This is a genomic window from Streptacidiphilus jeojiense (genome assembly GCF_000719095.1).
GTDB lineage: Bacteria > Actinomycetota > Actinomycetes > Streptomycetales > Streptomycetaceae > Streptacidiphilus > Streptacidiphilus jeojiensis.
In genome coordinates, this window is sequence record NZ_JOEH01000034.1 from 24146 (window position 1) to 48763 (window position 24618).

The 24618-nt window shown below is 72.3% G+C and carries 21 protein-coding genes; 17 read left to right on the forward strand and 4 right to left on the reverse strand.

The features are described 5' to 3' along the window. Positions 1-11: 11 nt before the first annotated feature. Positions 12-1067 (reverse strand): NAD-dependent epimerase/dehydratase family protein, encoded by a 1056-nt coding sequence (locus tag IF29_RS0135095; RefSeq protein ID WP_030264067.1) that lies wholly within the window; start codon positions 1065-1067, stop codon positions 12-14. A gap of 90 nt (positions 1068-1157) precedes the next feature. On the opposite strand from IF29_RS0135095, the gene cofD reads away from it, so the two are divergent. Both cofD and IF29_RS0135105 read left to right on the forward strand, forming a co-directional pair. After that, positions 1158-2117 carry a 2-phospho-L-lactate transferase gene (gene cofD, locus IF29_RS0135100; RefSeq protein ID WP_030264071.1) on the forward strand — a complete coding sequence of 320 codons (960 nt, stop codon included), beginning with the start codon at positions 1158-1160 and terminating at the stop codon, positions 2115-2117. Then, positions 2114-3415: a coenzyme F420-0:L-glutamate ligase gene (locus IF29_RS0135105; RefSeq protein ID WP_030264073.1), complete on the forward strand. Its 1302-nt coding sequence runs from the start codon at positions 2114-2116 to the stop codon at positions 3413-3415. Before cofD ends, IF29_RS0135105 begins: the two co-directional genes overlap by 4 nt. Positions 3416-3559: 144 nt before the next feature. On the opposite strand, the gene IF29_RS0135110 is transcribed toward IF29_RS0135105, so the two are convergent. Next, positions 3560-4489, reverse strand: coding sequence for a DNA-3-methyladenine glycosylase family protein (locus IF29_RS0135110; protein ID WP_030264075.1), 930 nt, complete (start codon positions 4487-4489; stop codon positions 3560-3562). A gap of 143 nt (positions 4490-4632) precedes the next feature. Here IF29_RS0135110 and IF29_RS0135115 point away from each other — a divergent pair, with 143 nt between their 5' ends. The 5 genes from IF29_RS0135115 to IF29_RS0135135 all read left to right on the forward strand — a co-directional run bounded on the left by IF29_RS0135115 (position 4633) and on the right by IF29_RS0135135 (position 11363). After that, the gene (locus IF29_RS0135115; protein ID WP_030264077.1) at positions 4633-5397 is read left to right on the forward strand and encodes a TIGR03089 family protein; all 765 of its coding nucleotides are present in this window, start codon (positions 4633-4635) and stop codon (positions 5395-5397) included. A 188-nt stretch (positions 5398-5585) separates the two neighbouring features. After that, positions 5586-6899, forward strand: coding sequence for an LCP family protein (locus IF29_RS0135120; RefSeq protein WP_037597773.1), 1314 nt, complete (start codon positions 5586-5588; stop codon positions 6897-6899). A gap of 93 nt (positions 6900-6992) precedes the next feature. Further along, positions 6993-7847 (forward strand): LytR C-terminal domain-containing protein, encoded by an 855-nt coding sequence (locus tag IF29_RS0135125; protein ID WP_051726441.1) that lies wholly within the window; start codon positions 6993-6995, stop codon positions 7845-7847. A 51-nt stretch (positions 7848-7898) separates the two neighbouring features. Then, entirely contained in the window at positions 7899-9485 is a 1587-nt protein-coding gene (locus IF29_RS0135130) for an LCP family protein (RefSeq protein WP_030264089.1), read from the forward strand. Between the two features lie 597 nt (positions 9486-10082). Then, positions 10083-11363 carry an LCP family protein gene (locus IF29_RS0135135; RefSeq protein WP_051726442.1) on the forward strand — a complete coding sequence of 427 codons (1281 nt, stop codon included), beginning with the start codon at positions 10083-10085 and terminating at the stop codon, positions 11361-11363. Between the two features lie 7 nt (positions 11364-11370). On the opposite strand, the gene IF29_RS0135140 is transcribed toward IF29_RS0135135, so the two are convergent. After that, entirely contained in the window at positions 11371-12450 is a 1080-nt protein-coding gene (locus tag IF29_RS0135140) for a glycosyltransferase family 2 protein (RefSeq protein ID WP_037597775.1), read from the reverse strand. Between the two features lie 154 nt (positions 12451-12604). On the opposite strand from IF29_RS0135140, the gene IF29_RS0135145 reads away from it, so the two are divergent. From IF29_RS0135145 to IF29_RS0135155, 3 genes are all read left to right on the forward strand, one after another. Continuing rightward, positions 12605-14122 (forward strand): LCP family protein, encoded by a 1518-nt coding sequence (locus tag IF29_RS0135145; protein WP_063757684.1) that lies wholly within the window; start codon positions 12605-12607, stop codon positions 14120-14122. A 113-nt stretch (positions 14123-14235) separates the two neighbouring features. Continuing rightward, the gene (locus IF29_RS0135150) at positions 14236-15663 is read left to right on the forward strand and encodes an LCP family protein (protein WP_084715399.1); all 1428 of its coding nucleotides are present in this window, start codon (positions 14236-14238) and stop codon (positions 15661-15663) included. Positions 15664-15793: 130 nt separating this feature from the next. Further along, complete coding sequence (locus IF29_RS0135155) at positions 15794-16963, forward strand: LCP family protein (RefSeq protein WP_037597778.1); 1170 nt, start codon at positions 15794-15796, stop codon at positions 16961-16963. A 7-nt stretch (positions 16964-16970) separates the two neighbouring features. On the opposite strand, the gene IF29_RS0135160 is transcribed toward IF29_RS0135155, so the two are convergent. Next, positions 16971-17708, reverse strand: coding sequence for a GntR family transcriptional regulator (locus IF29_RS0135160; protein WP_030264123.1), 738 nt, complete (start codon positions 17706-17708; stop codon positions 16971-16973). A gap of 264 nt (positions 17709-17972) precedes the next feature. Between IF29_RS0135160 and IF29_RS0135165 the strand changes: the two genes are divergently transcribed. The 7 genes from IF29_RS0135165 to IF29_RS0135195 all read left to right on the forward strand — a co-directional run bounded on the left by IF29_RS0135165 (position 17973) and on the right by IF29_RS0135195 (position 24544). After that, positions 17973-19136 (forward strand): ABC transporter substrate-binding protein, encoded by a 1164-nt coding sequence (locus IF29_RS0135165; RefSeq protein ID WP_030264125.1) that lies wholly within the window; start codon positions 17973-17975, stop codon positions 19134-19136. Continuing rightward, complete coding sequence (locus IF29_RS0135170) at positions 19133-20050, forward strand: ABC transporter permease (protein ID WP_051726443.1); 918 nt, start codon at positions 19133-19135, stop codon at positions 20048-20050. Before IF29_RS0135165 ends, IF29_RS0135170 begins: the two co-directional genes overlap by 4 nt. Further along, positions 20038-20943, forward strand: a complete 906-nt coding sequence (locus tag IF29_RS0135175; RefSeq protein ID WP_084715400.1) for an ABC transporter permease — start codon at positions 20038-20040, stop codon at positions 20941-20943. Before IF29_RS0135170 ends, IF29_RS0135175 begins: the two co-directional genes overlap by 13 nt. Before the next feature lie 64 nt (positions 20944-21007). Continuing rightward, on the forward strand, positions 21008-22183 hold the full coding sequence (locus IF29_RS0135180) for an ABC transporter ATP-binding protein (RefSeq protein ID WP_030264129.1): 1176 nt from the start codon (positions 21008-21010) through the stop codon (positions 22181-22183). A gap of 97 nt (positions 22184-22280) precedes the next feature. Further along, positions 22281-22991 (forward strand): HAD family hydrolase, encoded by a 711-nt coding sequence (locus IF29_RS0135185; RefSeq protein ID WP_232242723.1) that lies wholly within the window; start codon positions 22281-22283, stop codon positions 22989-22991. Positions 22992-23005: 14 nt separating this feature from the next. Beyond that, entirely contained in the window at positions 23006-23329 is a 324-nt protein-coding gene (locus IF29_RS0135190) for a DMT family transporter (RefSeq protein ID WP_030264139.1), read from the forward strand. Between the two features lie 39 nt (positions 23330-23368). Then, a complete protein-coding gene (locus IF29_RS0135195) occupies positions 23369-24544 on the forward strand; it encodes a low temperature requirement protein A (RefSeq protein ID WP_084715401.1) in 1176 nt (391 codons plus the stop codon). Positions 24545-24618 lie beyond the last annotated feature (74 nt).

Below are 24618 nucleotides of genomic sequence, written 5' to 3' on the forward strand. Positions count from 1 at the left end.
GTCCTGCCCGGTCAGGACCGGAGCGGGGCGGTCGCGAACTCCTTCATGCCGGTTTCGAAGGAGATCTGCGGCTGCCAGTCCAGTTCCTCGCGCAGCCGGCGCGAGTCCGCGGTGATGTGGCGGACGTCGCCCAGGCGGTACCGGCCGGTGACGACGGGCGCGGGGCCGTCGGCGGCCTCGGCCAGCGCCCCGGCCATGTCGGCGATGGTGTGCACGGTGCCGCTGCCGACGTTGTAGGTCCGGAAGTGGCCCGGACCGCACCGGGTCAGCTCGGCCAGCGCCGCCGCGTTGGCCGAGGCCACATCGGCGACGTGGACGAAGTCGCGGCGCTGGGCGCCGTCCTCGAAGACCTGCGGGGCCTCGCCGCGGGCCAGGGCGGAACGGAAGATCGAGGCCACCCCCGCGTAGGGGGTGTCCCGGGGCATGTTGGGGCCGTAGACGTTGTGGTAGCGCAGCGCGATCACGCTGCCGCCGGTGGCGCGGGCCCAGGCGGAGGCCAGGTGCTCCTGGGCCAGCTTGGTTGCGGCGTAGACGTTGCGGGGGTCGGCGGCCGCGGTCTCGTCCACCAGGTGCGGGGTGAGGGTGGCGCCGCAGCGCGGGCACGGGGGTTCGAAGCGGCCGGCGTCGAGGTCGGCCGGGCGGCGCGGTCCGGGGGCGACGTCGCCGTGCTCGGGGCAGCGGTAGCGGCCCTCGCCGTAGACCACCATGGATCCGGCCAGGGCCAGCCGCGTCACCTCCGCCCTGGCCATGGCGGCGAGCAGCACGGCGGTGCCCAGGTCGTTGCAGCCGGCGTACTCGGGGGCGTCGTCGAAGTCGAGGCCGAGGCCGACCATGGCGGCCTGGTGGCAGACGGCTGACACCCCGTCGAGGGCCGCGTCCACGGTGGCGCGGTCGCGTACGTCGCCGCGGACGAACTCGACCCCGTCGGGGAACGGCGGCGGCTGCCGGGTCGGATGGACGGCGGGCAGCAGCGCGTCCAGCACGCGGACGCGGTGGCCGGCCGAGGTGAGGGCGGTGGCGACGGCGGAACCGATGAAACCGGCGCCGCCGGTGAGGAGGACATCCATGCCGCCGACGCTAGGACCCGGGCGGGCGCGACGGGGTGCGCCGCGGGGTCACGTAAGGGGATCGTCAGAGGTACCTGCGAGGATGGCGCCATGCGCATCGTGGTGTTGGCCGGAGGAATCGGGGGCGCGCGCTTTCTGCGCGGGCTGAAGCAGGCGGTCCAGGGAGGGGAGATCACCGTCGTCGGCAACACCGGCGACGACATCCATCTGTTCGGGCTGAAGGTCTGTCCCGACCTGGACACCGTGATGTACACCCTCGGCGGCGGCATCCACGAGGAGCAGGGCTGGGGCCGGGCCGGTGAGTCCTTCTCCATCAAGGAGGAGATGAAGGCGTACGGGGTCGGGCCCGAGTGGTTCGGGCTCGGGGACAAGGACTTCGCCACGCACATCGTGCGGACCCAGATGCTGGGCGCCGGGTACCCGCTGAGCGCGGTCACCGAGGCGCTGTGCGCCCGGTGGCAGCCGGGGGTGCGGCTGATCCCGATGTCGGACGACCGGGTGGAGACCCATGTGCTGACCGAGATCGACGGGGAGCGCAAGGCGGTGCACTTCCAGGAGTACTGGGTGAAGCACCATGCCACCGTGCCGGCCCTGGCGATCATTCCGGTAGGTGCGGAGACGGCGACCCCGGCGCCGGGGGTGCTGGAGGCGATCGCCGAGGCGGACGTGATCCTGCTGCCGCCGTCGAACCCGGTGGTGAGCGTGGGGACGATCCTGGCGGTGCCCGGGATCCGGCAGGCCGTGGTCGCGGCGCAGGCCCCGGTGATCGGGCTCTCGCCGATCATCGGCGGGGCGCCGGTGCGCGGGATGGCGGACAAGGTGCTGGCCGCGGTCGGCGTGGAGACCTCCGCCGCCGCGGTGGCCGGGCACTACGGCAGCGAACTCCTGGACGGGTGGCTGGTGGACGAGTCGGACGCCGGAGCGGTGGCCGAGGTCGAGGCCGCCGGGATCCCGTGCCGTGCGGTGCCGCTGTGGATGACGGACGTGGACGCCAGCGCGGCCATGGCGCGGGAGGCGTTGGCGTTCGCGGAGGCGGTGCGGGCCCGGTGACGGCGCTGCGGGTGTGGGCGGTCGAGGGCCTGCCGGAGATCGCGGCCGGCGACGACCTGGGCGAGCTGGTCGCCGCGGCGGTGGGCGACACCCTGGCGGACGGCGACGTCCTGCTGGTGACGTCCAAGGTGGTCAGCAAGGCCGAGGGCCGGACGGTGCGGGCCGACGACCGGGAGGCCGCGATCGACGCCGAGACGGTGCGGGTGGTCGCCCGGCGCGGACGGACCAGGATCGTGGAGAACCGGCAGGGGATGGTGATGGCCGCGGCGGGGGTGGACGCCTCCAACACCCCGGCCGGGACCGTGCTGCTGCTGCCGGAGGACTCGGACGCCTCGGCCCGGGCGCTGCGCAAGCGGGTCGGCGAACTGACGGGCCGTCGGGTGGCGGTGCTGGTCACCGACACCTTCGGGCGACCCTGGCGGAACGGGTTGACGGACGTCGCGATCGGCGCGGCCGGGATCGACGTGCTGGAGGACCACCGCGGCCGGCTGGACTCGCACGGCAACGAACTGTCGATGACGGTCACCGCCACCGCCGACGAACTGGCGGCCGCGGCCGACCTGGTCAAGGGCAAGGCCGGCGGCCTCCCGGTGGCCGTGGTCCGCGGCCTGGGCCGGCTGGTGACGGAGCAGGACGGCGCTGGCGTCCGCCCGATGATCCGCAGCGCGGCCGAGGACATGTTCCGGCTGGGCACCTCGGAGGCGGTGCGGGAGGCCGTGTTCGGGCGCCGTACGGTGCGCACGTTCACGGCGGAGCCGGTGGACGGCGCCGCGGTGCGGCGGGCGGTGGCGGCGGCGGTGACCGCGCCGGCGCCGCACCACACCACGCCGTGGCGGTTCGTGCTGCTGGAGAGCGCGGAGGTGCGGACCCGGCTGCTGGACGCGATGCTCGCGGCCTGGAACCGGGACCTCCGGGAGCTCGACGGCTGGAGCGAGGAGCGGGTGGCGACCCGGGTGCGCCGGGGCGATGTGCTGCGCAATGCGCCGTACCTGGTGGTGCCCTGCCTGGTGATGGACGGCTCGCACGACTATCCCGACGCCGGCCGGGCGGCCGCGGAGCGGGAGATGTTCGTGGTGGCGATGGGCGCCGCGGTGCAGAATCTGCTGGTCACGCTGGCGGGAGAGGGGTTGGGGACGGCGTGGGTGTCCTCCACGATGTTCTGCCGGGACGTGGTGCGGGGGGTGCTGGCGCTGCCGGACGGGTGGGATCCGATGGGGGCGGTCGCCGTGGGACACCCCGCGGGGGGCGCGGCGGAGCGGGCTCGGCGGGATGAGGCGGCGTTCATCGAGGTGCGCTGAAGCAGGTTCCTGACGGGACTTCGGGTGCGGGCTGTGGTGGGTTGGTCGCGCAGTTCCCCGCGCCCCTAGGGGGCTGCAACTGGGCCAGTTGCAAACGTGCAGGGGCGCGGGGAACTGCGCGACCAGCCATGCACACGCCGCACCCTAGATCCCTCGGTAGTCGATCGGGGCGTACCGCGGTGCATGCCGGGGCGCGCGGAGGCGCGCGGCGCGGAGGAGTCGGCAGACGCGGTGGCGGTGGCCGCGGTAGGGCTCCAGGAGTTCCAGCATCACCGCGTCGTCGCTGCGTTCGCGCCCGGCCAGGGCCCAGCCGACGGTGTTGGGCAGGTGCAGGTCGCCGACGGTGACCGCGTCGGCGTCGCCGTTGCTGCGCTGCAGGGTCTCGGCGGCGGTCCAGACACCGATGCCGGGGACCGCGGTGAGCAGCGCGGTGGCCTCCGGGGTCGGCAGCACCGAGGCCTGCTCCAGGCGGGCGGCCAGCCTCGCGGCGCGGACCACCGCGGCGGAGCGCTTGCCGTCGACGCCGGCGCGGTGCCACTCCCAGGACGGGATCACGGCCCAGTCCCGGGCGGACGGGATGATCCGCATCCCGGCCGGCGCCGGTCCCGGCGCCGGCGCGCCGTGCTGCAGCAGCAGGGTGCGCCAGGCGTCGTGCGCCTCGCCGACGGTGACCCGCTGGCCGAGCACCGCGGGCACCAGGGACTCCATGACCAGCCCGGTGCGGCCGATCCGCAGCCCGGGGTTGCGCCGGTGCGCCTCGCGGAGCAGGGCGTTGCCGCAGTGGTCGAAGCCGGAGGGGTCGTCCTCGGCGCCGAGCAGCGCCGGCAGCCGGTCCAGCAGCCAGTCGGCGCCGGGGCCCCAGGCCCTGGCCTCGACCTCGGTCGGGGTGCCGGCCACTCGCAGCGTGCCGAGCCCGCCGGGGGTGCGCGAGCAGCGCCAGAGCGCGCCGTCCGGAGTGCGCCGGTAGGCGGGGTCGCGCGGACCGAACCTCAGCACCCCGAGCGTGCCGGCGACATCGAGCGCCCCTTCCGGACGCCAGACCCGCTGGGCCTCAGCAGCCTCGTCCGTACGCATCCCGCCAGGGTACGGGGTGTGGCGGGGGTGGGGAGCGAGGTTGCGGAGCTAGCAGAGGTTGTCGTTTCCTGACCGGGTTTCTCCGACCGGTGCTGGATGGGGTCGCAATCTCGCGATCCCCAGGGCATAGGCTGAGCACCACCATGAGCCAGACACCCCTCAGCGGCGCAGAGACCCCCGCCGATCTGCTGCGCTCCGCCCTCGCGACCGACCCTGCCCGTCCACTGATCACCTACTACGACGACGCGACCGGCGAGAGAGTCGAACTCTCCGTCAAGACCTTCGACAACTGGGTGGCGAAGACCGCCAATCTGTTGCAGGACGATCTCGCCGCGGCCCCGGACGACCGGGCGTCGCTGCTGCTGCCCGCGCACTGGCAGACCGCCATCTGGCTGTTCGCCTGCTGGTCGGTGGGGTTGACGGTGCTCCCGGGCGGCGATCCGGCCGAGGCCTCGCTGGTGGTGAGCGGACCCGACACCCTGGAGCAGGCGCTGGCCTGCCCCGGTGAGCGGGTGGCGCTGGCGCTGCGGCCGCTGGGCGGGCGCTTCCCCGAACTGCCGGCCGGGTTCCTGGACTACGCGGCCGAGGTGCCGGCCCAGGGCGACCGGTTCGTCCCCTACGCCCCGGTGGACCCGGACCGTCCGGCCCTGGTGATCGACGGCGAGCAGCTGACCGGGGCCCAGGTGGTGTCGCTGGCCGCCGAGCAGGCGGCCCGGCTGGAGCTCGGCCCCGGCGACCGGGTGCTGAGCACGCTGTCCTTCGACGACTGGGCCGGCCTCGGCGGCGGCCTGCTGGCGCCGCTGGCGGCGGGCGGTTCGGTGGTGCTGTGCCGCAACAGCGAGAAGCTGGCGGACGAGGTGCTGGAGCAGCGGATGGCGTCGGAGCGGGTGACCCGCAGGATCAGCTGACGGTCCGCCCTCCCCCCGGAGTGGACCATTCGGCGCGGGCCCGCCGCCCTTTCGGAGCAGTCGGCGTGCCGTCTGCGGCATGATCGTCGGGTTCTGCGGTGATCATGGAGAAACTGTGCAACTACCTGCACCGTTCGCGCGTCTGACAGGTGAACGCACGTTCTGTTCTGCATGGGGGTGGTTCGCCGGTGCCCGAGAGTCCTGGGGACGAACAGGATCAGAATCCGCCCTCCGGGGTCGAGGACGGTGCGGAGGGGACCGACCCGGGTGCCTCGGCGATCCCGTACCGCCACCACCGCCGCCGCTGGCGCATCGTCCGCTGGGTGGCGCTGGGTCTGGGCCTGGTGCTGGTCGGGGCCTCGGTGACGGTGTGGCTCGGCTACCGGAAGCTCAACCACAACATCCACACCGACACCACCACCGAGAAGCTGCTCGGACCGCCGGCCCTGCGCCCCACCGTGGCCCCGGTCGCCTACAACGCCGAGAACATACTGATCATCGGCTCGGACAGCAGGGACGGCGCGAACAGCGCCTACGGCGACCCCAACGGCACCGCCCGGTCCGACACCACGATCCTGCTGCACCTGTCCCAGGACCGTAAGAGCGCGGTCGCGATGAGCATCCCGCGCGACGCCATGGTGCAGATCCCCGCCTGCCAGCTCGCCGACGGCAGCCGTACCAAGGCCCAGTTCGCCCAGTTCAACTGGGCGTTCGAGTTCGGCGGCACCGCCTGCACCATCCGCACCCTGGAGAACCTCACCAAGATCCGGATCGACCACTTCATGGTGGTGGACTTCAACGGCTTCAAGAACATGGTCAACGCCGTCGGCGGGGTCCAGGTCTGCCTGGCGAAGCCGGTCAACGACCCCGACTCGCACCTGGTGCTGCCGGCCGGACGGCAGACCATCAACGGGAACCAGGCCCTGGGGTTCGTCCGGGCCAGGGAGACCATCGGCGACGGCAGCGACACCGAGCGGATCGGCCGCCAGCAGCAGTTCCTCTCCTCGCTGGTGCAGAAGGTGGAGAGCAACGGGGTGCTCTTCAACCCGACCAAGCTGTACCCGCTGCTGGACGCGGCAACCTCGGCCATCACCGTCGACCCCGGCCTGAACACCGTCGGCAAGCTGTACGACCTGGCGACCAGCCTCAAGGACCTGCCCAGCGACAAGCTGGTGCTGCTCACCGCACCGAGGGAGCCGTACGTCAACGACTCCAACCGGGACCAGTTCCAGCAGCCCGAGGCGGACCAACTGTTCGCCCGGATCAGGAACGACGAGCCGGTACAGGTCTCCGGGGCGACCGACGGCTCCGCGTCAGCTTCCCCGTCCGCGTCCGCCTCCCCGTCCACATCCCCTTCCGCCTCCGCGTCCCGAGCCGCCGCGGCCGGGGTGCAGGGCAGGGCAACCGGATCGGCCTCCGCCAGTGCCGCACCGTCCTCCGCGACACCCGGACCGACCTTCACCGGACGTACCGCAAACCAGGACATCTGCGCATCATCCTGACCACTCTCACCTCCCTTCGCACCACCCCCACGAACAGACCGGCTAGTGTGGCCGACTCGGAAGAATGCTGAGCGGAGCAGAGCGGAGCGGCACGTGCAGAGGGGCCATGGGACCGGAGCGGATCCCGGCTTCGACAGCTCCGACGGCGTCGGAGCCGTCGACCCGGCCGACCTCTGGGTCCTGGATCCGGCGACCGGCGAGTACCGGATGCGGTTGCCCGGCGAGCTGCCACCGCCCGCAGCGCCCCGGCCGGCGCCGGTGCCCACGTCCGCACAGGCAGCCGCACCCGTACCCGGGGCCGGTCCGGAGCAGCCGCCCGTCGGCCCCCGCCGGGCCGCCCGGCGTCGGCAGCAGGCACGCAGCGGACCCTGGCTGGCCGGGGTGGCCTGCTTCCTGCTGGCCGTGGGCGGAGGCTGCATCTACGTGCTGGCCGCGAACGCCCACAGCGGCTCCGCCCAGGCCGCGGCGACCGGCAGCGCCGCCGCGAGCCCGAGCGCGACCTGTTCCGCAGCGCCGACCAGGGCCGCCGTCCCGGTGGCCGAACCCGCCGTCTCCGGCAGCTTCCTGGCCGGGGAGAAGGCCGCCGCGCTGGACACCCGGGTGACCGTGCTGAACGGCAGCGGCGTCCTCGGCGAGGCCGAGACCGTGCTCAGCTGGATGCAGAACACCGAGAAGTGGCTCCGCACCAGCAACGGCGGCCCCGCGGACCGGACGCCGACCACCACCCTGGTGTACGCGCCCAACCACGTCAGCCAGGCCCGCACCGTGGCCGCGGCGATGGGCCTGCCCGCGTCCGCACTGCACGGCGACGGGAAGACCACCGGCCTGCGCGACCCCATGGTGCTGACGCTGGGTCAGGACTTCCACGGCATAGGCAAGCCGTTCGCGGCCCCCTCCCCCGCAGCCGCTGCCGGCAGTCAGACGAAGGCGGCCTGCGGCAGCCATTAGCCCGGTGCGCACCGGGCGCAGACGCCCGAGCACGAAGGCAGGCCACCGCCGATGAGCAGCAACCAGCCAGGCAGCAACCAGACCGGCAACCGCCGCCGCCGGGCCGAACCCCAGGGACGGCGACGCAGGTGCCGGCCCGAACGCCCGCAGGTACGGATCCGCCGGATCGCACTGGGCTGCGCCCTGCTGCTGCTGATCGGGACGGGCTGCGCCTGGGGCTACGTGCAGTACCTGGACAGCAACATCAAGCACGGTGCGCTCAGCTTCGGCGACCAGGGCGCCGCCTCCCAGGACGCCTTCGGGCACACCCCGCTGAACATCCTGATGATCGGTTCGGACACCCGGGACACCGCCGCCGACCTCTCCCTGGGCGGGGCCCGGGCCAGCGTCGGCGGACCGGTCCACGCCGACGTGGAGATCCTGCTGCACGTCTCGGCGGACCGCAGCAACGCCTCGCTGATCAGCATCCCGCGCGACACCATGGTCGACATCCCGGCCTGTACCGACCCGGCGACCGGGAAGACCTACCCCGAGTCGCCGCACGAGCAGATCACCGACAGCCTGTCGCACGGCGGCCCCGGCTGCACCGTCTACACCTGGCACCAGTTGACGGGCATTCACATCGACCACTACATGATGGTCGACTTCGGCGGCGTGGTGAGCATGGCCGACGCGGTGGGCGGGGTCCCGGTCTGCACCCTGGGGAACGTGGCCGACCCGTACTCGCACCTGCGGCTCACCAGGGGCACCCATGTCGTCAAGGGCGTCCAGGCGCTGGAGTGGCTGCGCACCCGGCACGGTTTCGGGGACGGCAGCGACCTCTACCGGACCCAGGTCCAGCACATGTACCTGACCTCGCTGCTGCGCCAGCTGCGCTCGGCCGGGACGCTCACCGACCCGGGCCGGATCCTCTCGCTGGCCGACGCCGCCACCAAGGCACTGACCGTGGACGACGGGCTGGACAGCGTGGGCAGGCTGGCCGGGCTCGCCGACCAGCTGAAGGGGCTGCAGCCGGACCGGCTGACCACGGTGACCATGCCCTACGCCGAGGACCCGAGCAACCCCAGGGCCTGGGTGATCCCGATGCCGGGCGACGCGGAGCGGCTGTTCTCGATGGTGCGCGGCGACATCCCGCTGGACGCCCACGGCGCCCCGGCGGGCACGGCCTCCGCCTCGGCCTCTGTCTCGGCCTCCGCCCCCGCATCGCCCCCGCCCGCGCCGAGCGCCGCCCCGGCCGCCCCCGCGGTCCCGGCCGAGGTGCACCTCACCGTGCAGAACGGCAGCGGCATCGCCGGCCGGGCCACCGCGCTCACCTCCGCCCTGCGGGCCAAGGGCTTCACCCGCACCCGCAACGGCCTCAACGCGCCCGAGCACCAGCACAGCACCACCCTGAGCTACCCCTCCGCGGACCTGGCCGGGGCCCAACTGGTCGCCAGGGCCCTGCACCTGCCCGCCGCGGACCTGCACGAGTCGGCGACGGCGGCGCAGCCGCTGCTGGTGGTCGGCTCCGACTGGCCGACCGGCAGCACCTTCCCGGCCGTGGCCACCCCCTCCGCCGGCGCGGTACCGACCACCGCGGCGCAGCAGAGCGGGGACCAGAGCAAATGCGCAAAGGTGAACCCCGTTTACGCATGGTGACGAAATGTTCCAGAACTGTCCGGATTCCCATTCTCAGAACCTCGACAGCTGGACGACAGATCACGAATGGATAGAGTCGATCCCCAGCGGCTACCGGGGGTGAAGTAGGCCGTCAGGCTCCGCACCGGGGGTGCAGCGGGCCGCGCCATCACAATTGCGGGGGTGTGCTGTCCCTTGTCGCCAGAAAACGGCCGTTCCGGTCGAAATGCACAATCGTCGTCATCGACCGGCCGAGGAGGCCAGGAGGAACCCTGGGGAGGTCGGGCGGCAGCCCGCAAGGCCGCAGGTTCGGGGCGGCGCGGACGGCCCGGCCGGGCGAAAGCGACCGGCCGAAAACGAATACTGAAGTACACAGCGTACGGAAGTGCCGGAATTCTGGTACTCGGAGCGGGTTCCGCCTTCGCCTATGTCTCGTACCTCAACGGGAATATCAGGACCAGCCACTTCGCAGGCGATCACAAACTCCCGCCGCCGAAGGCCGACGCCAGCGGCCACACCCCGCTGAACATCCTGCTGATAGGAACGGACACCCGCAGCAGCGCGGAGGACTGCGCACTCGGCGGCTCCTGCGACGAGAGCGGCCCCGGCAACGCGGACGTGGAGATCATCCTGCATGTCTCCGCCGACCGCAGCAACGCCTCCATGCTGAGCATCCCCCGCGACACCGACACCGACATACCGGCGTGCACGGGCAGCAACGGCACCAGGTACGCGCCGGTGCACTACATCATCAACTCCAGCTTCGGCCGCGGCGGCGCGGGCTGCACCGAGGCCGCCGTGGAGCAGCTGACCGGCATCTCCATCACCGACACGATGACCGTGGACTTCAGCGGGGTGGTGAAGATGGCCGGCGCCGTCGGCGGCGTCCCGGTCTGCCTGGCCCAGAACATCGACGACAACTACGTCTACCGCGACAAGACCGGTCTGCACGACCAGGGTTCGCACCTGATCCTGGCCGCGGGCAAGCACATCGTGCTCAACTCGATGCAGTCACTGGAGTGGCTGCGCACCCGGCACGCCTTCGCCCCGGACGGCAGCGACATCGGCCGCGCCGACGCCCAGCACATGTACCTCAACTCGCTGATCCGGACCCTGCGTTCGAACGGGACGGTGACCGACCCGGGCAAGATGCTGAGCCTGGCGCAGAGCGCGATCAAGAGCATCATCTTCTCGGACAACCTCAACAGCGTCACCAAGCTGCTGGGGCTGGCGGACCAGCTCAAGGGGGTGAAGACGGACCGGATCGAGTCGGTGACCATGCCGTACATCGCGGATCCGAAGAACCCCACGGCCTGGCTGGTGCCCGAACCCGTCAAGGCCCAGCACCTCTTCTCGATGATCGCCAACGACATCCCGCTGGACGGCAGCACGGCCTCCCCCGCCGCATCGGCATCGGCTTCGGCGACGCCCTCGCCTGCCCCGTCCAAGAGCGCGACCCCGCCGCCCGCCAAGGGCAGCTTCACGGTCACCGTGGTCAACGCCAGTGGCGGCAGCTTCGACAACCGCGCCTCCGGCATGGTGACCGCGCTCAAGGGCCTAGGCTTCACCGGGTCGAAGGTCGGCAACAGCCCGGCCACGGCCGCGAAGACCAGCACGCTGACCTACCCCGCCGCGCTGAAGGCCCAGGCCACGGAGGTGGCGACGGCGCTGCACCTGACCGCCGGGGCGCTGAAGCAGTCGGCCGACGCCACCGGGGTCACCCTGGACATCGGCCTGGACTGGCCCAGCGGTGACGACTTCCGCACCACCCTGCCCAAGCAGGGGTCGGTGCCGACCGACTCGCACGCCAAGAACGCCGACGACAACAGCGGCTGTATGAACGTCATGCCCAACTACCAGTGGAAGGGCAGCACTCCGCCGTCGCAGCCCAAGCTTTGACGGAGCCTCAGCGCGCTGCCGCGCCCCAGCTGTCGACCGCACCGGCCACCGGGACGGCGCTGGCGATGACGCGGCGGGCCAGCGAGCGGGGGCTGGTCAGGAAGCCCCACCCCCAGGACATGTGCATGGTGGCCAGGGCCAGCGGCAGTTGGGCGCGGGACGCGAGCGGGAGCCCGCGCCCCTCGCGCAGCGACCCCAGCAGGATCATCGCCGCGTAGCCGCCGGGGGCGACGAACAGCAGCGGGTGCAGCAGCACGCCGCCGACCAGGCCGAGGACCACGCCCAGCAGCGCGGCCGGCGGGGCCAGGTAGCGCAGGTTGACCGAGCCCCTGTGGTAGCGGGAGACCACCCGGCGCCAGCGCCCGTAGTCGCGGTACTGCCGGGCCAGCGCGCGCACGCTGGGACGCGGCCGGTAGGTGACCCGCAGCTCGGGGGTGAACCAGATCAGGCCGCCGTCCTGACGGATCCGGTAGTTCAGCTCCCAGTCCTGGGCCCGGAGGAACTCCTCGTTGTAGCCACCGAGCCGCTCCAGCACCGTACGGCGGAACACCCCGAGGTAGACCGTGTCGGCCGGGGCGGCCTCGCCGCCGGTGTGGAAGGCGGCGTTGCCGACGCCGATCCGGGAGGTCATCGCGGCGGCGACGGCCTTCTCCCACGCGGTCTCGCCCTCGGCGTGCATGATCCCGCCGACGTTGGCGGCGCCCTTCTCGTCCAGCAGCCGCACCGCAGTGGCGATGTAACCGGGGGTGAGCAGGCCGTGGCCGTCGACCCGGACCACCACCGGGAAGCGGGAGCCGCGGATCGCGGCGTTGAGCGCCGCAGGGGTACGGCCGCTGGGGTTGGCGACGGTCCGCACCTCGCGGTCGCTGCCCGCGGTCTCCGCCACCAGCTCGGCGGCGATCCGGTCGGTGTCGTCCTTCGACGGTCCGAGGGCGATCACCACCTCGATCGGGGCGGGGTAGTCCTGGGCGAGGATCTCCCGGACGGCGTCACGCAGGTGCCGGGACTCGTCGAGCACCGGCATGATCACTGATACGGGCGGCAGCGGCTGCGCCCCGGAGGCGCTGGAGGCGGCGTTGGCGTTCATATGCGGCCAACCGTACCGTCGGGCGCCGGGCTGCGCCGAACCCCGGCAGCGGAATGGTCACATCATCAGAATGAATTCACCTGACGGGGGGACAGCGACGACACCCCGGCGGTGCTGCGCGGTGCGCCGCCCGTCCCGTCCTACGATCCGAAGGATGCCTGCCGATCCCCGGAAACCAGCCCGCACCGCCGCCTCGCCGCTGCGCCGGCGGGTGCTGTGGACCGCCTCGGCGCTGTCCTGCGCGGTGCTGGCCACCAGCGGGATCGGCCGCGCCGTGGTCAGCGGGGTGGGCGACTCCATCGGCCGGGTCAATGTCTTCGGCGGGCTGACCCACCGCCCGGCCGACGACGACGCCATGAACATCCTGGTGGTGGGCACCGACGACCGGGACGGCGTGCCCGAGCGGATCCTGCAGTCGCTGCACGCCGGCGGGGAGGCCTGCCACTGCACCGACACCATGATGCTGGTGCACCTGTCCGCCTCCGGGGACGGCGCCAGCGTGGTCAGCATCCCGCGCGACAGCTACGTCGACATCCCGGCCCACCAGGACCTGGCCACCCGGCAGCCGGTGCCGGAGTCCATGGGCAAGATCAACGCCGCCTACGGGATGGGCGGGCCGCCGCTGACCGTGGAGACCGTCGAGCAGGCCACCGGGCTGCGCATCGACCACTACCTCCAGCTCAACTTCCTCAGCTTCGTCTCCACCGTCGACGCCCTGGGCGGGGTACCGGTCTGCACCGACCGGCCGCTGCACGACCCCAAGTCGGGGCTCGACCTCCCCGCCGGGACGACCAGGCTGGACGGCGCGACGGCGCTGAAGTACGTCCGTGCCCGCTATGTGGACCCCACCGCCGACCTGGGCCGGATGCAGCGCCAGCAGAAGTTCGTCGCCCAGGTCATCCAGCAGGCGACCGGCTCCGGGACGCTGCTCAACCCGCTGCGGCTGCAGCGGGTGCTCTCCTCGGTGCTGGCCTCGGTCAAGGCGGACGAGGGGCTCAGCGACAAGGACCTGCTGGCCCTGGCCACCCGGATGAAGGACCTGCGGCCCTCCTCCGCCTCCTTCGCGACCGTGCCGCTGGCGGACCTCAACCACGTGGTGCCCGGTTGGGGCTCCACCGTGCTGTGGGACAAGCCGCGGGCCGCCGCGCTGTTCACGGCGCTGCGCGAGGACCGGCCGCTGACGCCGCCGGCCCCCAGGCCGTCCCGGTCGCCCTCGTCGGCGGGCTCGGCGGCGGGCGGGAAGGCCGAGGCGCAGCCGACCGTCCCGCCCGGGCGGGTCCGGGTGCAGGTGCAGAACGGCTCCGGGGTGGCCGGCCTCGGCGCCAGGGCGGACCGGCTGCTGCGCGCCGAGGGCTTCGCCACCAGCGGTTACGCCAGCAACGCCCCCGGGCCGGACGCCGCGGCACGGACCGTGGTCCGGTACGACCCGCGCTGGGACGAGTCGGTGCGCACCCTGGCCGCCGCGCTGCCTGGCGCCCAGCTGGTGCCGGTGGCCGGGCTCGGCGGCACCATGCAGGTGGTGCTGGGGAAGGACTTCACCGGTGTCGCCAAGGTGCCCGTGCCGAAGGCGACCACCCCCGCGCCGGTCGCGAGCAGCGCCGCCCCGACCGCCGCCCCGACCGGTGCGCCGCCGATCGCCGCCACCCGCGGTGACACCGTGGTCTGCACCTGATCCCCGGGACAGCGCCACGGACCCTTCACCGACGTGCATCAAAACTGCTACAGCCTGCCCAAATCGACCTTCTCCGCCCCTGACGGACAGCAAAACAGGGCATCCTCTGGCGTATGACGACGCACGACGGGTGGGACAACGGGACCGGCGGACGCCGGGACGCCGGCGACATCAGCGGCTGGGAGACCCGCACCAGCCGGCCGGGCCAGGACGGCCGGGCCGGGCAGGGCGGGTCGGGCTACCCGGGCGGCGGCTACGGCTGGCCCGGGGCTCCCCGGGCGCAGAGCCAGGGCGAGCAGCCGCTGCCGCCCGAGCTCAACCCGCGCGGTCCCGGCGCCGGCCGCCGGTCCGGGGGGCAGCAGGTCGGCCGGCCCGTGCCGCAACAGCAGCAGCCGTCGTACGGGGGCCAGCCCTCCTACGGCAAGCAGGGCTCGCCCGGTTCCGGCCTGCCGCCGGAGCTGGACCCGCGCGGTCCCGGGCGCTCCACCGGTCCCGGCGGGCCGGGGCGCGGCGGCAACGGCGCCGGAACCGGCCCGGGCTCCGGACGGCGCAAGTGGTCCCGCAGCCGCAAGATCAGGTTCACCCTGTTCGCAGTGGTGCTGACGCTGCTGGTGGTGAGCGTCGGCACCTACTTCTGGGCCGACTCCAAGCTGACCCACAGCAATGTGCTGGTCGACTACGCCGGCCGCCCGGCCGCAGGCAAGGGCACCAACTGGCTGGTCATCGGCTCGGACAGCCGCCAGGGCCTGACCAAGGCGCAGCAGCAGGCGCTGCACACCGGGTACGACACCGGCGCGCGCACCGACTCGATGATGATCCTGCACGAGGGCTCCAACGGGAACACGCTGATGAGCATCCCGCGCGACTCCTACGTCACCATCCCGGCCTGGACCGACAGCAAGGGCGTCAAGCACAGCGCCGCCAAGCACAAGATCAACGCGGCCTTCGCCGAGGGCGGCGGCGCGCTGCTGGTGCAGACGCTGGAGTACAACACCGGCATCCGCATCGACCACTACGCCGAGATCGGCTTCTCCGGCTTCGTCAACGTGGTGAACGACCTCGGCGGCATCGACATGTGCCTGGACAAGGCGATCGTCGACAAGGCGTCGGGCGCCAACCTCAAGGCCGGCTGCCAGACCCTGAACGGCGCGCAGGCGCTCGCCTTCGTCCGCGAGCGGCACCAGGAGGCCACCCAGGACCTGGCCCGGATGCAGCACCAGCAGCAGTTCCTGGCCGCGCTGTCGCACAAGGCGACCTCGGCGGGCACGCTGCTGAACCCGTTCACCCTCTACCCGACCCTGGACAGCGGCCTGTCGCTGCTGACCGTGGACAACAACACCGGGCTCACCGACCTGGGCTCGATGTTCTTCGCGATGAAGGACGTCAAGGGCGGCAAGGGCAAGACCATCACCGTGCCGATCGCCAACGCCAACTACCCGACCCCGGCCGACGGCGACGCGGTGAAGTGGAACATGACCGAGGCGAAGCAGGTCTTCGACGCCTTCAAGAACGACACCACGGTGCCGACCTTCTCCAGCTGAGACCGGCGGTCGCGGACGGGCGGGGGACGAACGCGGACCGGCGCGCGGGGCGTACGGCGGACGGGCCAATGTGCGGCCCACCGCCGTGCGCCGCGCGCGCTTTCGTCCGACCGGGGCCGATGATCGGATCATGACCAGCCCCGAGGACCCCCTGCCGCCCGAGCTGTCGCCGCGCGCGCAGGCCGCCAGACTCGGCGGGGTGCCCAAGGAGCAGGCCGACCCCTCGGCCGGCGGCGCCTACCGGGCCGGGAGGCGGGGCCGGCGGAAGGCCGCGGGCGGGCCGAAGCGGCGGCGCAGCCGCTGGAAGACCCTGCTGCTGGCGCTCGGAGTGCTGGTGGTGCTGGTGCTGCTGGTCGTGGCCGGCACCTGGATCTGGGCCGACGGCAGGCTCACCAAGGTGGCCGCGATCACCGACTACAGCGGGCGCCCGGCGAACGGCCCCGGCACCAACTGGCTGATCGTCGGTTCGGACAGCCGGGCCGGGCTGAGCAAACAGCAGCAGCAGGAGCTGCACGTGGGCTCCGACACCGGGGTCAACACCGACACCATCATGGTGCTGCACAAGGGTTCCAACGGCCCGGTGCTGATGAGCATCCCGCGCGACTCCTACGTCACCATCCCCGCGTACACGGACAGCGGCGGGACCGCGCACGCCGCGCACAAGGACAAGATCAACGCCGCCTTCGCCTCCGGCGGTCCGCAGCTGCTGGTGAAGACCGTGGAGACGACCACCGGCATCCACCTGGACCACTACACCGAGGTCGGCTTCACCGGGGTGGTGAACATCGTGAACGCGCTGGGCGGGGTGCCGATCTGCCTGTCGGCGCCGGTGGTGGACTCCCGGTCGGGCGCCGACCTCAAGGCGGGCTGCCAGACCCTGAACGGCACCCAGTCGCTGCAGCTGGTGCGCACCCGCTACTCGCTGCCGGACTCGGACCTCAGCCGGATCCAGAACCAGCAGCAGTTCCTGCAGGCCATGGCCAAGCAGGTGGTCAGACCGGGCACCTGGCTGAACCCGTTCACGCTCTACCCGTTCCTGAACGCCGCCCTGGACTCGCTGACCGTGGACCAGGGCACCGGGATGTGGACGCTGGCCCAGTTCGGCCGGCAGATGTACCAGGTCAGCGGTTCGGGCGGGAAGACCGTGACGGTGCCGCTGGCCACCCAGGACTACACCACCCCCAGCGGGGCCTCGGCGGTGCTGTGGTCGTCCAGCGGTTCGGCGACCCTCTTCGACGAGATCCAGAACGACCGGCCGGTCACCACCAAGACCAACCCGTCCGGCACGACCGGTAGTTGACCGTACGTCAACCCACGTGCCGGGCCAGCGGGTTGGAGCCGATGGAGTTGGCCACGGCGAAGCTGACCGAGCCCTGCCGGTAGCGGTCGTCGGACCACTCGATCGGCCGCCCGGCATGGGTGGTGGTGGTGCGGCGGATCCGCAGCAGCGGTCCGCCCCGGCGGATGCCCAGCAGCTCGGCGTCCTGGGTGCCGGCGGCGACGGCGTCGATGGTGTGCTCGCCGTAGGCGAAGATGATGCCGATGTCGTCGTAGAGGGCCTGGACCACGGACTCGCAGTCCGCGGGCAGCCGCTCCACCGCCTCGGCCACCCAGATCGGGTAGGCGTTGCGCTCGACCAGCACCGGCTCGCCGTCCAGACCGCGCACCCGGAGCACCTGGAGCACGTCCGAGCCCGGCGGGATCAGCAGCCGCTCCACGTCCTCGGCGGTGGCCGGGCGGCGGTACTGCTCGATCACCCGCCCGGTGGCGGTGCGCCCCATCGCCCTGGCCCACTGGGCGAAGCTGCGCAGCTCGGCGAAGCTCTGGCTGCGCCGGTTGCCGAGGACCACCCGGCGGGCCCCCTGCCGGGAGCCGATCCGGCCCTCGGAGGTCAGTGCGGCGACGGCCTGGCGGACCGTGCCCCGGGACACCTCGTAGCGGGCGGCGAGGTCACTCTCGGTGGGAAGGGTCCCGCCGACGGGGTACTCGCCGCGGTCTATCGCGCGGCGGAGCTCCTCGGCGATCTCCTCGTGGCGTGCTGCCACCGTGTGAACCTCCATTTCAGTGCGGTTGGATTGTGCACAGTGCTGTCACCGGAGGGGCGCCAGCGCCGCCCTGGGGCGGCCGACTGCGTGATCGTACCGTTACCTGCACGGGACGTGAAACACCGGTCCGGCAGGCGGGATAACGACAGCCAGAGGAGCGCAAGTGTCTACGTCGTGTTAACCATGCGGTCATCATCCTCGGGCGTACTGTCACCAGCTTGTCCAAACAAGTCTCGCCTTTCAGACGCCTCGTCAGGAGACCTCGTGACCCCCTCCCGTACCCGGGCCGCCGCCCTCACCGGCGTCCTGGTGGCCGCAGCGCTCGCTGTCAGCGCCTGTGGTTCCTCGACCTCCAAGACCGCTGCAGCCGGTTCCACGGCCGGTACCAAGAGCGCTGCCACCGCGACCTCCGCGGCCGACCTCGGGGGCATGGACGCCCTGGTCGCGGCCGCCAAGAAGGAGGGGACGCTGAACGCGATCACCCTTCCTCGTGACTGGGCCAACTACGGCGCGATCATGGACGGCTTCACCAAGAAGTACGGCATCAAGATCAACGACGAGAACCCCGAGGGTTCCAGCCAGGACGAGATCAACGCCGTCACCACCCGCAAGGGCCAGGGCCGCGCGCCCGACGTGCTGGACCTCGGCGGCGCCTTCGCCCTCAGCGGCGCCCAGCAGGGCCTGTTCGCCCCGTACAAGGTCGCCACCTTCTCCTCCATCCCGACCGGCCAGGCCGCCGCCGACGGCTCCTGGACCTTCGACTACGGCGGCTACGTCTCCATCGGCTGCAACGAGACCAAGGTCAAGGACTGCCCCAAGACCTTCGCCGACCTGCTCAAGCCCGAGTACAAGGGCATGGTCGCACTGAACGGCGACCCGACCCAGGCCGGTGCGGCCTTCGCCGGCGTCTACGCGGCGGCCCTGGCCAACGGCGGCAGCTTCGACAACATCCAGCCCGGCCTGGACTTCTTCAACAAGCTGAAGAAGGCCGGCAACTTCAACCCGGTGCAGGCCAAGCAGAGCACCGTCGAGTCCGGTGAGACCCCGATCACCATCGACTGGGACTACCTCAACGCCGGCTACGCCGCCGAGTTCAAGTCCAAGGGCATCAACTGGCAGGTCAACGTCCCGACCGACGGCCTGTACGCCAACTACTACAACCAGGCCATCAACAAGTGGGCGCCGCACCCGGCCGCCGCCCGGCTGTGGGAGGAGTACCTCTACAGCACCGAGGGCCAGAACCTCTTCCTCGGCGGCTTCGCCCGCCCGGTCGAGATGGACGCCATGAAGACCGCCGGCACCCTGGACACGGCCGCCGCCGCCAAGCTGCCCGCGGTCAGCGGCACCCCGACCTTCCCGACCCAGGACCAGATCACCAAGGCCAAGGCCGCCCTGGCCGCCGGCTGGTCGAAGGCCATCTCCGGGTGAGCACCGCCGCCCCCGCCACCAACGACGGGGCCGTCGCGCCCCGCCGCCGTCCGGGCAGCTTGCTGCGCCGGGCGGCGGCGGGGCGCCTCGCCGTCGTTCCGCTGCTGCTCTTCGTCGCCGTGGCCTTCGGCATCCCCGCCGTCGCCATGGCCTACGGTGCGTTCACCACCAACACCTCCAGCACCCCCGGCACGCCCTCCGCCTTCACCTCGGGCAACCTCAGCGCCTCGCTCCAGGGCGGCTACCTGACCGCGCTGATCGGCAGCGTCAAGCTGTCCGCGATGTCGGCGCTGATCGGCACCGTCGGCGGGCTGCTGCTGGCCCAGGCCGTGGTCACCTCCCGGTTCCAGGCGCTGCGGCACGCCGTGCTCAGCGCCTCCGGGGTGCTGGCCAACTTCGGCGGGGTCCCGCTGGCCTTCGCGTTCATCGCCACCCTGGGCAACGCCGGGGTGCTGACCACGCACCTGCACCTCAAGGACGCGGGCTGGAGCCTCTACACCTTCTGGGGCCTCAACCTGGTCTACCTCTACTTCCTGGTGCCGCTGATGGTGCTCAGCGTGCTGCCCTCGCTGGACGGGCTGCGCCGGCAGTGGCGCGAGGCGGCCCAGAACAACGGCGCGACCACCTGGCAGTACTGGCGCCATGTGGCGCTGCCGGTGCTCGCGCCCTCGCTGCTGGGCGGCTTCGTGCTGCTCTTCGGCACCGCCTTCGCCGCGTACGCCACCGCGGCCGCGATGGTCGGCGCCTCGGTGCCGCTGATCACCCTTCAGATCGCCAACGCCCTCAACGGCAACGTGGCCGCCGACGCCGGCAACGTGGCCCTGGCCATGAGCCTGGACATGGTGGTGATCGCGGTGCTGGTGATGGCCGTGTACCTGCCCCTGCAACGGAGGAGCGCCCGATGGCTGGTATGACTGCGGCGACGCTCACGGCGTCCATCGACCCGCCCCCCGGCGAGCAGGCCTCCGCGCGCCGCCGCGGCCGGCCGCGCTTCGGCCGCGCCGCCGTGCTGGTGATCTTCGGGCTGTACTTCGCCGTCCCGATCCTGGCCTCCTTCCTGTTCACCGTCGACGACCCGGTGAAGGGCTTCAGCCTCAGCGCCTACAGCCAGATCTTCAGCGTCGCCGGCCTCTGGCCGGCCCTGCGGCTCTCGCTGGAGCTCGCGGTGGCCACCATCGCCGTGGTCTACCTGCTGCTGATCCCCGCGGTCGTCGCGGTACGGCTCGGCGGGCCCCGGCTGCGCACCTTCGTCGAGCTGGTCTGCACCCTGCCGCTGGTCGTCCCCTCGATCGCGCTCACCGCAGGGATCACCAGCGTGCTCCGCTGGGGCAGCGACAACATGGTCCCCGGCCAGACCACCTTCATCCAGCAACTGCTGATCGACATCCAGAACCCCAGCTTCCCGGTGATCCTGCTGCTCGCCTACGTGGTGATGGCGCTGCCGCTGGCGTACCGCACCCTGGACGCCGGGATGCGGGCGCTGGACGTGCGCACGCTGCTGGAGGCGGCGCAGAACAACGGGGCGGGGCGGACCCGCGCCATCGTCACGGTGATCCTGCCCAACCTCCGCGGCGCGCTGCTGAACACCGCGTTCCTCACCCTGGCGCTGGTGCTCGGGGAGTTCACCGTCTCCTCGATCCTCGGCTTCGTGCCCTTCGCCGTCTGGATCGTCAACGGCAACGCCGCCGGCCAGGGGCCGGTGACCGTCGCCGTCTCGATCGTCAGCCTGGTGCTCACCTGGCTGCTGCTGCTCGTCCTGTCGGCCGGCGGCGGACGCCGCGGCGCCGCCGCCCCCGCGAACCAGTGACCAGCGAACCCGTGACCCGCGAACCAGTGACCCCATGAAGACCACAAGCTCCAGGGAGCCCCAGATGACCGAGACGGCCCCCACAGCCGACACCCCGTCCCTCACCGATCCGGTCCCACCGGCCGCCGCCGACAGCGGCGCCGGGGCCACCGTCGAGTTCCGCGGCCTGCGCCGCAGCTTCGGCGCGACCACCGCCCTGGACGGCCTGGACCTGACCGTCCGTCCCGGCGAACTGCTGGCCCTGCTGGGCCCGTCCGGCTGCGGCAAGACCACCGCGCTACGGATGGTGGCCGGCTTCGAGACCCCGGACTCGGGCGCGGTCCTGGTCGACGGCAGCGACATCACCGGCATACCGGCGCACCGCCGCGACGCCGGCATGGTGTTCCAGTCCTACAGCCTGTTCCCGCACCTCAACGCCCGCGACAACGTGGCCTTCGGCCTGAAGATGCGGCCGGCCCCTCACCCGACCACCACCCCTATTCGACGCGCTTCGCGCCGCCCTCTCGGCGGCGCCGAGCGCCGCAAGCGCGCGGACGAGCTGCTGGAGCTGATCGGCCTGCCCCAGTACGGCGACCGCTACCCGCACCAGCTCTCCGGCGGCCAGCAGCAGCGCATCGCGCTGGCGCGGGCCCTGGCCCTGCGCCCGCGGGTGCTGCTGCTCGACGAGCCGCTGTCGGCGCTGGACGCCAAGGTCCGGCTGACGCTGCGTGAGGAGATCCGCCGGCTCCAGCAGGAGCTCGGGATCACCACCCTCTTCGTCACCCACGACCAGGAGGAGGCGCTGTCGATGGCCGACCGGGTCGCGGTGATGCACGCCGGACGGCTGGAGCAGTGCGCCACGCCGGCCGAGCTGTACGCCCGCCCGACCACCGCGTTCGTGGCCGAGTTCGTCGGCACCATGAACCGCATCCCCGGACGCGTCGGCGAGGACCCGGGCACCGTCGAGGTGCTGGGCCAGCGGCTGCCGGTGGACGGTGAGCGGACCGCCGCGCAGCAGGACGTCGAGGTGTTGGTGCGCCCGGAGAACGTGCTGCTCAGCGCCCAGGGAGGCAGCGGCGCGGTCATCACCGGCAGCACCTTCCTCGGTGCGGTCACCCGGCTCGGTGTCCAGCTCCCGGACGGACGGAGCATCAAGGTCGACCTGTCCACCCACGAGGCCGCCGCCCTGCCGGCCGGCAGCGGGGTCACCGTCTCGCTCCCCGAGCGCCCGGTCCTGGTGGACGCCCGCGCCACCGACTGACCCCGGCCGACCGGCCCGACCGGCCCACTGCGGAGCTCCCCCGGGGCCCCGCAGCATCAGCCTGCCCGCATTCCACCCCCTGCAGAGAGCAGCTCACGTGCCGCCGATCCAAGCCACCGACCAGCTCCAGGCCGTCCTCTTCGACATGGACGGCACCCTGGTCGACACCGAGAAGCTCTGGCTGGAGGCGGTGAGGAGGCAGGCGGAACAACTGGGCCTGGCCCTGGACGAGCGGGACCAACCGCACATCCTCGGCCGCGCGGTCGAGGACACCGCCGAGCACCTGCACCGCCGGCTGCTCGCCGAGGACGCCGCCCGGCCGCTCCCGCTGGACCGGCTCGCCGACGCGCTGGAGGAGCGGTTCGCGGTGCTGGTCGCCGCCGAGGTGGTCCCGATGCCGGGCGCCCTGGCGCTGCTGGACGCGCTGGTGGCCTCCGGGGTAACCACCGCCCTGGTCTCCGCCTCGCCGCGGCATGTCGTCGACGTGGTGCTGGACTCACTGGGCCGGCACCGCTTCGCGGTCTCCTTCGCCGCCGGGGAGACCCCGCGCACCAAGCCCGCCCCCGACCCCTACCTGGCCGCCGCGGCCGCGCTGGGCGTGGCGCCCGCCCACTGCGTGGCGGTCGAGGACACCCCCACCGGCATCGCCTCGGCCGAGGCGGCCGGCTGCGCCGTCCTCGCCGTACCCTCGACCGCCCCGGTCGAGCAGGCACCGGGCCGCCTGGTGGTGGGTAGCCTGCTGGAAGTAGATCTTGCCCTGCTGCGTGCCCTGGTCAGCGCGGGGGAAGAGCGACCCGGTCGACCGTGAGGATCCCGCCACCCATGCCCTACCTGCTGCTCGCCCTCGCCATCGGCAGTGAGATCTGCGCGACGGTCTCGCTGAAGTACTCGGAGGGCTTCAGCCGGCTGCTGCCCAGCCTGGTGGTGGTGGTCGGCTACGGCCTCTCGTTCGTGTTCCTGGCCCAGGCGTTGAAGCACATACCGGTGAGCACCGCCTATGCGATCTGGTCCGGAGCCGGCACCGCGGTGGTCGCTGCGGTCGGCTTCGCCTTCCTCGGCGAGGGAGTCAACGCCCTCAAGCTGGCCGGGATCGGCCTGATCATCGCCGGGGTGGTGGCGCTCAACCTGGGCGGGGCGTCGCACTGACGTTCCATCAGCACCGGGGCGCCATGGCACTATCGACGCGTGACCGAGCAGACGGCCGAACTCGAGGACGCCGACCACCCGGAAGCGGCGGCGCAGGTCGCCGAGAAGCGCGTCACCAACGCCGAGCTCTTCTTCGACCTGGTCTTCGCCCTGTGCGTCACCCAGGTCTCGGCGCTGCTGCACGCCCACCACGGCTGGGCCGGCGTCGGCCACGCGCTGATCGTCTTCGTCCCGGTCTACTGGGCCTGGGTCGGCACCAGCGTCCAGGCCAGCACCCATGACATCGACAACCCGGTGGACCGGCTCACCATCTTCGCGGTCGGCCTCTGCGGCCTGTTCATGGCGCTCTCGGTGCCCCACGCCTACGGCTCCCGCGGGCTGCTGTTCGGCTGCTCCTACCTGGCCGCGCGGCTGGTGCTGGCCGGCCGGGTGGCCGCCATCGGCGGCCAGCTGGTCAGCCCGTTCGGCATGGGCGCCCTGGTCACCGGGCCGATGATGGTGATCGGCGGCGCCCTGCACGGGGGCGCGAGGACCGTCCTGTGGGCGGTGGCGGCCGCGCTGGACCTGGCCACGCCGGTGCTGGCCCGGAGACGGCTGCTGGGGGTTCAGGTCCACCCGGCCCATCTGCCCGAGCGGTTCACCCTGTTCCTGCTGCTCGCGCTCGGCGAGACGGTCATCTCCGTCGGCGCCCCGCTGGCCGCCGCGGCCCACCTCACCGCCGCCGAACTGGTCGCCGTGGCCGTCTCGTTCGTGCTCATCGGCGGACTGTGGTGGGTCTACTTCGCCTACGCCGCCGACGCCATGCGGCACGCCGTGACCGTCGCCGCGGTCCGGGTCGACATCGTCCGGCAGGTGCTGTCGTACGCCCATCTCAGCCTGATAGCCGGGATCATCGCGGTCGCCGTCGGCCTCACCGAGTCGGTGGCCCACCCCGGCCTGCGGCTCGGCACCGGCAGCGGCTCGCTGCTGGTCGGCGGCTGCGCGCTCTACCTCGCCACCTTCGGCTACACCCGCTGGCGGATGTTCCGGCGGCTCTCGACGACCCGTCTGATCGCCGCCGGGGTCTGCCTGCTGCTGCTCCCCGCCGGGGTCTGCCTGCTGCTGCTCCCCGCCGTGCCCCTGCTGCCCGCGCTGGCCACCCTCGGCCTGCTCGCCGCGCTGGTCGTCGGCCTGAACGTCTGGGAGCAGCAGATCCGGATCACCCGGTCCGAATGATGAAATTCATGCAGTCGCTCATTGATCGACTGTAGACATTCATGCAGGATGAGGGGCTATCACGCACGGCCACC